This is a genomic window from Pseudomonas sp. Q12-87 (assembly GCF_001269755.1).
Lineage (GTDB): Bacteria > Pseudomonadota > Gammaproteobacteria > Pseudomonadales > Pseudomonadaceae > Aquipseudomonas > Aquipseudomonas fluorescens_S.
In genome coordinates, this window is the sequence record NZ_LHVI01000036.1 from 102,121 (window position 1) to 114,489 (window position 12,369).

9 protein-coding genes, 1 tRNA gene and 1 pseudogene are annotated in these 12,369 nt (G+C 55.5%); 9 read left to right on the forward strand and 2 right to left on the reverse strand.

Features of this window, described 5'->3' with window-relative positions; translation table 11 throughout:
- Window positions 1-255: 255 nt before the first annotated feature.
- From AD663_RS26390 to AD663_RS26400, 3 genes are all read left to right on the forward strand, one after another.
- Window positions 256-1,080 carry an FkbM family methyltransferase gene (locus tag AD663_RS26390; RefSeq protein WP_053214802.1) on the forward strand — a complete coding sequence of 275 codons (825 nt, stop codon included), beginning with the start codon at window positions 256-258 and terminating at the stop codon, window positions 1,078-1,080.
- Window positions 1,081-1,155: 75 nt separating this feature from the next.
- A tRNA-Thr gene (locus AD663_RS26395) sits at window positions 1,156-1,231 on the forward strand.
- A gap of 171 nt (window positions 1,232-1,402) precedes the next feature.
- Window positions 1,403-2,725, forward strand: a complete 1,323-nt coding sequence (locus AD663_RS26400) for an integrase arm-type DNA-binding domain-containing protein (RefSeq protein ID WP_053214803.1) — start codon at window positions 1,403-1,405, stop codon at window positions 2,723-2,725.
- Window positions 2,726-2,734: 9 nt separating this feature from the next.
- Here AD663_RS26400 and AD663_RS26405 read toward each other — a convergent pair whose 3' ends face one another.
- The gene (locus AD663_RS26405; protein WP_053214804.1) at window positions 2,735-4,723 is read right to left on the reverse strand and encodes an RNA-binding domain-containing protein; all 1,989 of its coding nucleotides are present in this window, start codon (window positions 4,721-4,723) and stop codon (window positions 2,735-2,737) included.
- Between the two features lie 1,127 nt (window positions 4,724-5,850).
- Between AD663_RS26405 and AD663_RS26410 the strand changes: the two genes are divergently transcribed.
- The 6 genes and pseudogenes from AD663_RS26410 to AD663_RS28765 all read left to right on the forward strand — a co-directional run bounded on the left by AD663_RS26410 (window position 5,851) and on the right by AD663_RS28765 (window position 11,578).
- A complete protein-coding gene (locus tag AD663_RS26410; protein WP_053214805.1) occupies window positions 5,851-6,831 on the forward strand; it encodes an integrase domain-containing protein in 981 nt (326 codons plus the stop codon).
- Window positions 6,828-7,103: a hypothetical protein gene (locus AD663_RS28760; RefSeq protein ID WP_080932528.1), complete on the forward strand. Its 276-nt coding sequence runs from the start codon at window positions 6,828-6,830 to the stop codon at window positions 7,101-7,103. Before AD663_RS26410 ends, AD663_RS28760 begins: the two co-directional genes overlap by 4 nt.
- 196 nt (window positions 7,104-7,299) lie before the next feature.
- Window positions 7,300-9,673, forward strand: a pseudogene (locus tag AD663_RS26415) (DEAD/DEAH box helicase family protein).
- A 491-nt stretch (window positions 9,674-10,164) separates the two neighbouring features.
- Window positions 10,165-10,563 (forward strand): Abi family protein, encoded by a 399-nt coding sequence (locus AD663_RS29480; protein ID WP_256217266.1) that lies wholly within the window; start codon window positions 10,165-10,167, stop codon window positions 10,561-10,563.
- Window positions 10,560-11,153: an Abi family protein gene (locus AD663_RS29485; protein ID WP_256217267.1), complete on the forward strand. Its 594-nt coding sequence runs from the start codon at window positions 10,560-10,562 to the stop codon at window positions 11,151-11,153. Before AD663_RS29480 ends, AD663_RS29485 begins: the two co-directional genes overlap by 4 nt.
- 176 nt (window positions 11,154-11,329) lie before the next feature.
- Window positions 11,330-11,578: a DUF3077 domain-containing protein gene (locus AD663_RS28765; RefSeq protein ID WP_083455209.1), complete on the forward strand. Its 249-nt coding sequence runs from the start codon at window positions 11,330-11,332 to the stop codon at window positions 11,576-11,578.
- Here AD663_RS28765 and AD663_RS26425 read toward each other — a convergent pair.
- Window positions 11,529-12,293: an SDR family oxidoreductase gene (locus tag AD663_RS26425; protein WP_003186774.1), complete on the reverse strand. Its 765-nt coding sequence runs from the start codon at window positions 12,291-12,293 to the stop codon at window positions 11,529-11,531. The two genes, AD663_RS28765 and AD663_RS26425, sit on opposite strands and share 50 nt — an antisense overlap.
- Between the last annotated feature and the right edge of the window lie 76 nt (window positions 12,294-12,369).

Below are 12,369 nucleotides of genomic sequence, written 5' to 3' on the forward strand. Positions count from 1 at the left end.
AAGGCTGGTCATTTTTTGTTCATATGGATAAAAAACCATGAAAACAGCCATTTGCGACGAAACGAGAAACTGGTCACAAAATCGTAAGACGTCGCCCACAGCGTCCTTTCCGTTGTGCATAAGCATCTAAGCAAAACGACATAACCGCCGAATTCAGTGCTCCCCCGCGCCAATAATTGCGTCCACCGCGTCCGTGCTATACAACAGCCCCACGTATCGTGATTGACACAATGCCGACACACTCAAGGACTGGCCGTGACGTTCATTTCCTACGCTCAAAATTTCGAAGACATACGCCTGTGGCGCGTCCTTCAGTCGGTGGAAGACGGCTTTTACCTCGACGTCGGCGCCAACCATCCGACAGATGACTCCGTCACCCGGGCGTTCTACGAACGTGGCTGGCGCGGTATCAATATCGAGCCCGTCCAGGCCTACCACGACGCGCTCAACCAAGAACGCCCCCACGACATCAACCTGCAATGCGTGGCCGGCGAAAACGCTGACAGCCTGACCTTCTACACCATCGCCGACACCGGCCTGTCCACGGTCGAAGCCAGCGTCGCCCAACAACACCGCGACGCCGGCATGGACGTGCGCAAGCAGACCGTCCAGTCCCGCACCCTGGCCTCGATCTGCGAGCAATACGCCCAGGATCGCCCCATCCACTTCCTGAAAATCGACGTCGAAGGCCACGAAGAAACCGTGCTGCGCGGTATGGATTTCAGCCGCTGGCGCCCATGGATCATCCTCATCGAAACCCCATGGGCCCGCGACCAGACCTGGGAAACCCTGGTCACCGAAGCCGGCTACCAGCCCATCCTCTTCGATGGCATCAACACCTACTACCTCGCCGAAGAACACCTGGCCCTCAAACCCGCCTTCGACATCCCGCCTTGCAACCTCGACGGCTTCCAGCTCTGCAAAGGCCACAAACTCAGCCACCCCGTCAGCGACACAACCCCACAACTCACCGCCGCCCTGCAACGGGCCGAACAGGCTGAAGCCCAACTCCACGCCATCCAAAACAGCCACGCGTGGCGAGCCCTGAACAAACTGCGCAACCTGCTGCATCGCGCCTGAGTCGGACCTAAGCAAAAATAGTCAGAATTCAGGGGTTTACAGAACGCGCCCAATCGCTATAATCGTCGCCCACACGCCGGTATAGCTCAGTTGGTAGAGCAACTGACTTGTAATCAGTAGGTCCCGGGTTCGACTCCTGGTGCCGGCACCATTTAAGGTTCCAGAGAAGGCTTTCAAAATCTCTGAACCCCTCGAAAAACCCGCCTTCTGGCGGGTTTTTTCGTTTTGGCGTTCCATCGGTTTCCGTCAGGAACTGGTGGATTCCAACCGTTTTAGGGGTAGTGTTAGGGGTAAGGTAATTCGATAAAGGGGGAGTACCCTTATGTCGCGCACCACTGCTCCACTCTCCGATTCGGCTTGCCGCTCAGCCAAGCCCACCGACCGCGCTTACAAGCTTTTCGACGGCGACGGCCTCTACCTTCTAGTCCAACCCAATGGCCGTAAAGGCTGGCGTCTCAGGTATATCAAGCCTGATGGACGCGAAGGACTGACCTCGTTCGGCAGCTATCCCGTGGTCGGCCTCGCCGATGCGCGCAACAAGCGCCTGGAGGTCAAGCGGATGCTGGCGAATGGCATCGACCCCATAGAGACCAAACACCAAGCCAAGACGCAGGCCGCAATCAAAGGCCGAACCTTTGAAAGCGCCGCACTGGACTGGCACAAAGCGATGTCTGCCAAATGGGCTCCGGGCCATGCCAAGACCGTCCTGAGCCGCCTCAAAACCCATGTCTTCCCGCTGATCGGCGCTCGCTCCATTGTCGATCTGGACACCCATGACCTGATGCAACCTCTGGAAGCGATCCAGAAGCGCGGCACGATTGACGTCGCTTTAAGGGTACAAAACTACCTGCAAAGCATCATGCGCGAGGCGAAGCGTGCTCGACAGATCGCGGCAAACCCGGCCTCCGACCTTGAAGGTTTGATCAAAGCTCCGAGGGTGATTCACCGCCCTGCTTTACCTTTATCGCGTCTGCCTGAATTGCAGGAGCGTATCGACACCTACAGAGGCCGCGCACTTACCCGGCTGACGGTCATGCTCTCGCTGCATGTGTTCGTCCGCTCCAGCGAACTGCGCTTCGCCCGCTGGAGCGAGTTCGACCTCAAGCGCGGCACCTGGGAGATACCGGACACTCGACCCGCGTTGGACGGAGTACCCTTTTCAACAAGGGGTACGAAGATGGCCGGGGACATCCACCTTGTACCCTTATCGCCGCAAGCCGTGACCCTGCTTGAACAAATCCACGTCCTCACCGGCAAATTCGACTTGGTGTTTGCAGGCGATGCCAAGCCCTGGAAGCCCATGTCTGAAAACACGATGAACAGCGCACTCAGAAAGATGGGGTACAACACCAAAGCCGAAATATGCGGGCATGGGTTTCGGTCGATGGCCTGTAGCGCGCTGATTGAGTCAGGCTTGTGGTCGGAGACAGCCATTGAACGGCAGATGAGTCACAAGGAGCGGAATAACGTCCGAGCTGCTTACATCCACAAGGCCGAGTTCATCGAGGAGCGCAGGCTGATCATGAACTGGTGGAGCCGGTATCTGGAGGCCAACCGGCAGGAGCATGTCACCCCGCACGAATTTGCAAACCAGACCGGGACGAACGTCACGCGGCTCAAGGCGAAAAGCCACTTGAGGGAGTAGGCCGTTAGCCTACTCCTCGTCCTGCCCACCAACGTACGCTTTGTACGCCTGCCTTTCATGAGTCGGCTTGGACGGAAATGCCAACTGAATCTGCCTACTTTTCACCATTCCATTCAGGTACTGCTGACGGAGGGCATCTGGACTGCGCTTTACCAAATTAGCCAACACGTTGAGCGTCAGATAGTGCTCCTTGCATAGGGTGATAATCACCTGTTGCATACGATCCTTTTGCATGCGCTCTCGATTGCGCGGCTCCTCAGCCAGTATTTCGAGCTTTTCTCGAAACCCTACATCAAGCCTGTCCAAATCATCGATCAGCGGCGCGTCAATATGATCGCTCAACAAGCAGCCATCATCGTTTCGCTGCATATCCAGCTCGACCTTATGTTCGGAGCTACCTGCGTTATGTTCGGAGCTAGCCCCGTTATGTTCGGAGCTGCCGGCGTAATGTTCGGAGCTCTGTAGCGGACCTGCGAACACTTGCTCCGGCGTAGGCAGTTGCTCACCCGGCAGGTGATAAATCATGCCCCGTGAGCGCCCGTCGGGCACAAGGAATCCCTCGCGTACCAACCGCGCAAGCAGTTGGCTCAAGTCATGAGCATGAGTATCACAAATCTCAAGAAGACGATTATGGCTGACCACCCGCTCAATCGCGGCCGTGGCCAAAATCAACCTGGCAGTATGTTCCAAGCTCTCGAAACGAACCCCAAATCGCTCTCGTAACTGCTCCACCACCCCTTCAGGAAGCAAGTCCAACATGCGAAGCTCAAGAAGGGTTTGCTCGGGCTCGGGCTTTTCATAAAGGGCTGGCGGTCGCCAATGCTGGCTGCGCCACCCGCTGTAGATTTTTGGAACCCCAGAACCACCACGCTCGCCAAGGCCTATAAGAAGAAACATTTGGTGCATTAGCCTGTTCCGGCAATCGCTGGTACCACCTTGCAACACCTGCTCAAGGGGTAAACGCAAGCCGCCAGGATTGCGAAAGCCAAACAAGTCAGGACGCTTCACGACTAACACAGAAACCCGTCCGGTATAGTCGGCATGGACCAAGGTATTAACCAAAGCCTCGCGCAGAGCTTCATGTACCGGTGTGTCATCCTGGCGCTGATCACCTTTGAGAACGAACGGTACCTTTAGGTCCTCAACCAACTTGCGATAAACCCGCCGGTAGAAATCAAACAGATTTCCTGACCAGGTTCCATCAGGGACGAGTCTATCCACCCAACGTAGTTCTGTTTTGGCGTGCGGCCGCTCCTGATAGTCCACAAAGTAATGCGGCACACTCTCTTGGATCGAAAGCCAGCGTCCGAACATCAGTAAACCTGCCAGAGTCAGCCCTTCGACTCCGTTCGCTCGGTCCTTTCGCCAGCCGCCTATCTGTCGAAGAAACTCAATCCCTTGGTGCTCCAGCGCTGGATGGCCTGGCTTTATGTCGCTAAGCATCTGGCGGTAGATACGCAGACTGTCCGGATCGATGTCTGCGAAGTCGTAATTTGGCAAAATCCGCTCGTCCCGACAGTCCTCCACTTGCTCTGCGAACATGCGGCGAACATCTTCCTCAGAGCAACGCCGATCACCCTCATGTAATCGACGATAAGTGTTACCTAGCGGCTGACCATTGAGAAATACTGGCTTCTGCTTACGCGAAGCCGCCGGGATTTTCACTTCAAGTACCTGCTTGCCCTCCAACTCTCTGACGACCACCTCCCGGTCAGTCAGCAGATTGACACTGACCTTGGCCGGATTGTTGAGGGTATTGAACAGGTCAGTACGTACTTTCTCGATATTTGATAGGCCTGCAACGCTGAACCGCCCATCCTTCTCGCGCACGCCAAGCAGTACTACCCCACCCTGAGTGTTAGCAAAAGCGGAGTAGGTTAACCAGAAATCCTTAGGCAACTCTCCCTTCCCATCCTGCCCCTGAGCGAGCTTGCATTCGAGCTCGACAGATTCAACCAGCGAGGGCAGGTCTTCAAGGGTGTGGGGATTGAGTGACATCAAAGACTTCCTAAATGATCAGCCTGCTTCACGTAGCTGCAAAAGGTCGAAGAAAAGACATACGTGCGGGGGATTGTACTCAGTCTTCCATAGTCGCACGCAACTCGACGAGCGGAGACTGATCATGAACTGGTGGAGCCGATTCCCAGTCACCCACCAGCAGGAGGATGTCACTCCTCACGACTCTGCACGAATGTCACATGGCCAAAAGCCAATCGCGGCGCAGCAAAGTAAGCGTACGTTCTCGAAATCTCGATGATCCGCTTGTCCACGCGGGTCCATCCAAGCGGGGCTGCAAAGCCGCCCTGCTTGGATGGACCTCACTTAAAAAATCTAAAGCCCACGCAACTGTCTGTGGAAAACCACTGATTTCCACCGGTGGATAATTTCATCCACAGCCGCAGAACTCCCGAAAATTCGAGCCTTGACCCGAATTATCCACAGGCGTAGAAAAGATCGGGCAAAGCGCTGTCGTTGACAGCAACCCAGGTAGTCAGAACCTTTAAGGCTACGCCACACGGTGGTGGTTCTCCCAAAGTGCGATTAGCGTCCGGCGGCTCGCACGGTCACAGCGATGTGATGGATGCCTACTTTTATCAGTGTGCCCACTGCGGCAACTCATCCCCTTTCATAGCTGCCCTGCAGCAACCTATCCGCTTGTCCATTTCCTTGCGCCAACCTGCGCCCGTCTCTTTCTTCCGGAAAGAGACGGGCGCTCCTACCGCTGCTGCAGCCCAACTCGTACAAGGCTTTGCGGCATTCCCTCTCGTGACAATCGGCGTGACAAACACCGAAGTCACCAGCATCAGCGATGCCGATGATGGTGCCGCAGCCCACGGAATGGACTGCACCTGACTGACAGTCAGGCATGCCCCGGTCACCGCATCACTACCTTCACTCGACTCAGGATCTCGCGGCATTGGTCTCGTCAGCCAGTGCAGCCTCCACCCGCCCACTTCTTTGGAAGTGTTCAGGAGGTCAGATCATGAGATGCCCAACCGCCAGTCCTGCGTTAGAGGACAACCCTCACAGGTCGCAGGGGCCTTGATCCCTGATAACACTCAACATTCGTGGCGGGATGACGTGAGGAAGGTTTGAAACTTTTTGGCTTCGAGAGGAGTTCGATCATGGCACTGGTAGGTAAACGTGGCGGGCGCAATTTTGGCTATGGCCGGCAACTGAGTTATGCCGGGCCGCAGGCGTTAAAAGACATGTTCGGCGGAGGGCATTACGGGACCGTCAAAGCGCACAGTGATCGTTGGCTGGCATTTGTACGATGGTGTCGGTCTGAGGATGGGCCCGGGTTTAACGATGCGAGGCAAATTGATTGGCGGACCTTGCTGGACTACGCCGGTCATCTGCGTCACCAAGTTGAACAAGGCGCTATCAGCATCGCCACCGCGCAAAACCGGTTGTCCAGCGTAAACCGAACCATGGCCGCACTTCGCGGTGATCAGTATGTGAAAGTGCCGAGTCCGAGCAAGACGCTGGGAATGCGGCGGAACAGTGTTCGTCGCTCGGTGCCGCAAGGCCAAGACTGCGAACACGTGAAGCGGATCGTCGACGTGCTCTGCGAACACCAAATGCCGCGTGCGGCGGCCATCGCCCAGCTGGCGCGAGCCACCGGCATGCGCTTGCGCGAGGCCATCTTGGCCGACCTTCCGCGCCTGCGAAGAGAAGCCGAACACTACGAAAAGATCAACATCCAGGATGGCACCAAAGGTGGCCGCGGCGGCGGAACCGCGCCTCGGTGGATCAGGGTGGATGACCATATTCGCGAAGCGCTCAGGTACGCCGAACAGGTCTCTCCCGACTGTAGCCGCAACCTGCTGGCACCGAACGAGAGCTACCTCGATTTCCAACCGAGTGTCATACGCCCCGCCCGAGACATCCTCCATACGCACAACCTCAAAGGCTTCCACGAATTGCGCGCGGCTTATGCATGCGAACGCTATGAGCAGATCACCCATCACCTAGCGCCCATCAACGGTGGCAGGGGCAGGCGCCTCGATCCATGCCTTGATCGAGAGGCACGCTTTCAAATCAGCTATGAGCTGGGACACGGTCGAATCGACGTGGTATCGGCGTACATCGGTGGTCGGGTATGAATAAACCATTCGATATGGAGATCTTCTTGGCTGGGGCACTGACTGGAGCACATGCCACACGAGAACGTCACATCCGCCAGGCCAAGACTATTCAAGCAGCCATTTCTGAACGCTGGAACCGAGATAATCCATGGACATGGCAAAGAAAGCATCTCGTTTGGTTTTTGAACCACCACATGAACTCAAACTCGAAATCGACGCGCTACTACTACCTGCTGACCACAAGCCTGATCACTCTGCGCCTAGGAAAATCCTGGAATTTTCAACGTTAGCCGAATGCCAGCAACTGCGCGCTCTGTATCCCTAACTGGCAGATTGAGCCAGCCAACAATTTGATTGGGATTAGGGCGGACCTCTTGAGCCCCTGAACCTAACCTCTGTTGTTTGATAACCTCTATGTTTTACTGATGGACTGAGGGTTGTAGCTCGAGGCTACAGGCTTCACCTGAGACGTAGAGGCTGAAGGCGGTGATAGACACTAGTCTGGTGGCGAAGCTAAGGGCTGAGAATGCAAGATTGGTTGCCTTGCTGGATGCTCATGGCATCGAATGGCGTCCGCCTGCTGAGCCAGTCAAGATAGCGATTGTCCAAGCAGAACAATCACAGCAACTCGATACTGATGGAAAGCTTGCCCTATTCCGAAGCTTGTTTCGTGGTAGGACGGACGTTTATCCCATCCGCTGGGAAAGCAAGGCAGGCAAATCAGGATACGCACCCGCTTGCGCAAACGAATGGAAGCCTGGTGTTTGTGAGAAGCCCCGAATTAAGTGTGGCGACTGCGGTAACCGCCAGCTGCTTCCGCTGACCGATGAGGTGGTCTATCGCCATCTGGCGGGCGAAGTGGTCGTTGGTATCTACCCCCTACTCTCTGATGACACTTGTTATTTTTTGGCAGTCGACTTCGATGAGGCCGAATGGCGTGATGATTCCAAAGCTTTTGTACAGTCATGCCATGAGTTGAACGTCCCGGTGGCGCTGGAAATATCGCGCTCAGGCCAAGGGGCTCATGGCTGGATTTTCTTTGAGCGTAATGTTCCTGCCTGCGATGCGCGCCGCCTCGGTGCCGCAATCATCAGTCATGCCTGTGAGCGCACCCGCCAGTTGGCGCTCAGCTCCTATGATCGACTGTTTCCAAACCAGGACTATATGCCCAAAGGCGGCTTTGGAAATCTCATCGCGCTCCCTTTACAAAAGCGGGCCAGGGCCCAAAACAATAGCGTTTTTGTAGACGACTCGCTTGAGCCTCATCCTGATCAATGGGCCTTCCTGGCATCGATTCAGCGCATGAGTCCAGAAGATATCCAGCCCGTTATTATCCAGGCGATGGGTAATCGGGACCCTCTAGGGGTCGCCTATGTCGATGACGACGGTGATGCAGAACCTTGGAAAGATCGTGAATCGAGATCACGTAAATTGACATGCCCGTTGCCTGCTGCTGTCAACATCACGCTGGCTAACTTAATTTACTTTGAAAAGTCGGAATTGCCACAGCCATTGGCAAACCAGCTTGTCCGGCTCGCTGCCTTTCAAAATCCTGAGTTCTACAAAGCTCAGGCCATGCGCATGTCAGTGTGGAACAAGCCAAGGATTATCGGCTGTGCCCAGAACTTCCCCAAACATATTGCGTTACCACGTGGCTGTTTGGATGCTGCGCTGGAGCTTTTAGAGGAAAACGGGGTTACCCCTATTCTTAAAGACGAACGCTTCGCGGGCGACCCCATCGACGTGAGCTTTCTCGGGACCCTGCGTTCTGACCAAGAGGCTGCTGTCAGCGCAATGCTAAGTCATGACACCGGTATCCTCTGCGCACCGACAGCTTTCGGTAAAACAGTGAGTGCTGCTGCGTTGATTGCCGCACGTGGCATTAACACGTTGGTGCTTGTGCATCGGACAGAACTATTAAGGCAGTGGCAAGAGCGCTTGCAGGCGTTCTTGAGAGTCGGGAATGGTGTCGTTGGTACTCTTGGGGGCGGAAAAGCGAAACTTACAGGCATCATCGACATTGCCGTAATGCAGTCGTTATCGCGAAAAGGCGAGATCAGCGATCAGGTAAAAAAATTACGGCCAGATCATCGTTGATGAGTGTCATCACCTATCAGCAGTGTCATTCGAGGCACTACTGAGAAGCGCTACAGCGCGGTACGTACTGGGACTCACTGCAACCCCAGTGCGCCGAGATGGGCAGCAGCCCATTATTTTCATGCAGTGCGGACCGATCCGACATTCTGCTGCTCGACCTGCGAGTGCGCCCCATGACCTCTCCGTCGTGCCTCGATTGCTGCCCAAACCAATAGTGGTCCCCGACGGCTTTGGGATTCAGGACGTTTTTCGGCGTCTAGCCGACGACTCTGAGCGGACAGCCAAAATCGTCTCGGAGATTGAGCTGGCGTACAACGAGGGTAGAAAAATTCTAGTGTTAACGGAGCGGACGGAACATGTGGATGCCCTTGAATTAGAATTGAAGCAGCGCGTGCATAACCTTTTCACGCTTCATGGGCGAGTGCCTAAGAAACAGCGAACTTCCCGTATGCATGATCTTGAGTCCCTTCCCCCTGATGCTCCACGAGTGCTGCTGGCAACAGGAAAACTAGTAGGTGAAGGCTTCGATCATCCGCCGTTGGACACGCTGGTGCTGGCAATGCCCATCTCATGGAAGGGTATCCTTCAGCAATATGCGGGACGATTGCATCGATCGCATGCCGAAAAGGCCGACGTGAGAGTGATCGACTTCGTTGACGAGGGTAATGTCGCGCTGATGAGGATGTGGGATAAGCGCCAGGCGGGTTACAAAGCGATGGGCTACCGCATGGCTGATTCCATGGCCACCATGGACCTACTCTAACTCTAACGTGATTGACAGTTGACACAGCAACGGCCCAACTCTCATAGACGAATGACCGGCCGCTGTGGGGGCAACTCCGGCCCTTCGCCGTTAGTCACGTCAAGCAAGATCCTCAGGCGCGCGAGGTCCTTGAGGTAGTTTTAGAGGTAGAATCGCACAGGTCTTTAAGTATTAATCAGCTAACTCAATAACTTATTAGATCGTTCGACTCCTGGTGCCGCACCATACAAAACGAAGCCCTCGCAGAAATGCGGGGGCTTTGTTGTTTCTGATGCTTGAAATTTCCAGAAAACAGATACGACCCACACCGCCTTGTCAGCATCGACAGACCAAACCTTGCTTGCGCGCCGGCTCGTTACAATTTCACGTTAGTGCGACGTTGACGGCCCCTTACACCCACCTATAATGCACCCCAACACACCCGCCAAGCCTAGGTTGACCCAGTCAGCAAGCTCAAATCGTGCGGGTTTTTTTTGCCTGGAGAAAACTACATGAGGCCCTTCGACAAACCGGCTCTCAGCGTAGAACAGCAATTGGAACTGCTAAAGCAACGAGGCTTGCACATCGCCAACGATGATCGGGCCATGCGTTTTCTTGAAGTGGCCACGCTGTTTCGCCTGAGTCCTTACATGCGCCCTTTTCAAGAGCCAGACCCTGAACATACTTTCAAGCCAGGCAGCACACTGAAGGCAATCGTCGACATCTACCGCTTCGATGGTTCGTTGCGGCGCATTACCATGGACGCCATCGAACGTGTCGAAGTCGCCATACGAGCGACTATCAGCAATCATATGTGCCCAAAGTATGGGGCTGACTGGATAGCTGACTCGTCAGTCTTCTCCTCGTCATACTACACCCCGATCTGTTGCGTCCGTTGCGGGAGCAAATGAATAAGGAGCGCAGCAAACTCAGACGTGATATTGACCGCATCAAAAAGGGTCGACAAGCCGATGGGCTTCAGCACCAGCGGATCGAAAACCGCATGCGCGACAATTATTTTCGATATTACGGTGCAACCTATGCCCACCCTGAGTTGCCGCCCGCTTGGGCGATCATGGAAGAGCTGAGCCTTGGGACGGTATCTGCTCTCTTCAATGCCATAGGCAAAAGCGCCGACAAGAAAGCTATTGCCACCCGCTTCAGCCTGCCCTTCGAAGTATTAGCCTCCTGGCTACACACGTTGACCTTCATTCGCAACTGTTGTGCTCACCACTCCAGACTATGGAACCGAGAGCTTTCGATTCGACCGTCCTTGCCTAAAGAATGGACCATCCCAACGGCTCCTGCTAACCGACCTCAGCCCAAACAGCGGTTATACATCGTATTGACGATGCTGGCCTACCTAACCGACTTGATCAGCCCAGACAGCCAATGGAAGCTTCGCCTGGCCGAAATCATGGATCGGCAGGAAGTGGATTATTTGAGACTCATGGGGTTTCCAGATAAATGGAAGGATCAGCAGCAATGGCGCCGAGCGTAAAAAGCTAGAAACAGAACAGGATTAATGTTTTGAGTTCCGCTGCGAGGACAACGCCAGGGAGTTGGTGTCCGGTCTGTAGGGACAAGTCCAACTCCCGGTTTTCCTACCCCGTGCATGGCCGCCACCCAATCCCGTAGGAAGGACGGTTGCGGCTCTCACAGTCAAGGAGCCAGGCAATGCCGAATCCGCAAGACCTCAAAACCGTAGGCCTAACCTTCTTCTCCTACCACTCCGACCGCCCTCTCTTTCGCGTCAACAGCGGCATACCCGTAGGCGAAGCCCTAACCCACGCTTCCAACCTCCTCCACGTTGCCAAGGTCCTGGCCGAGGGCGCGGCGATGATTCGAGGTACGGATCGTTATGCCTGGGCTTCACTCAGACCAACCGAGCCCCGCCATCGATGTTCAACGTGGCGCCGTTCATAAACGTATTGGTCATCAAGAAAACGGTAGCCGCGCCTGCTTCAGCGGCGGTGCCCACACGATGCAACGGCAAAGCTTGTTCCCATGCGCGGACGTACGCATCGCGCCCCTCGCCCAGGGCTTTGCTGAAAATGGGGGTGTTGATCGGGCCTGGGGACAGGGTGTTGACGCGAACGGGCGCCAGTTCCAGAGCCAAGCCACGGGCCAGTGCTTCCATGGCTGCCGAAGCAGCAGCGAGCACAGCGGTGCCGTGGGCATTGGGCCGATCGGCCAAGCAGCCGGAGACAAAGGTGATGGAACCGTCCTTGGACAACCGATTGCCGAGCGCGCGAATGGCGTGCACAGAGGCCCATATCCGCTCTTCAAACGCCCGGCGCAGGTGATCGATTTCCGCATCCAGCACCTTGCCCGCCACAAATGTCCCGGCGAGTAGAACCAGATGATCCACGTGTGGGATGTCCGCCAAGGCGGCATAGATGGCTTCGCTATGGGTGACATCAGCGGCACGCCAGCCGGCGAGCCCGTGCTCCAGGGCTGCTTGTTCGGCACGTTCGGCGTTGGAGCCGATTACTATCACGAGTGCCCCGGCAGCTTTGGCTTGAATCGCCGCGGCTAAACCAATGCCGGACGTGCCGCCGAAAATCACCACGGTGCGGCCTTCCAATTGGGCTGGAAGCGGTTGGGTAAATGCGTTTTGTGTAGCTGTGGAATGGGTCATGGTCTCTCTCCTTGAACGCCCTGATGGCGTCGATGGGCAAAGACTAAAGGCGCGAGCCAATATTGATAATTAGGGC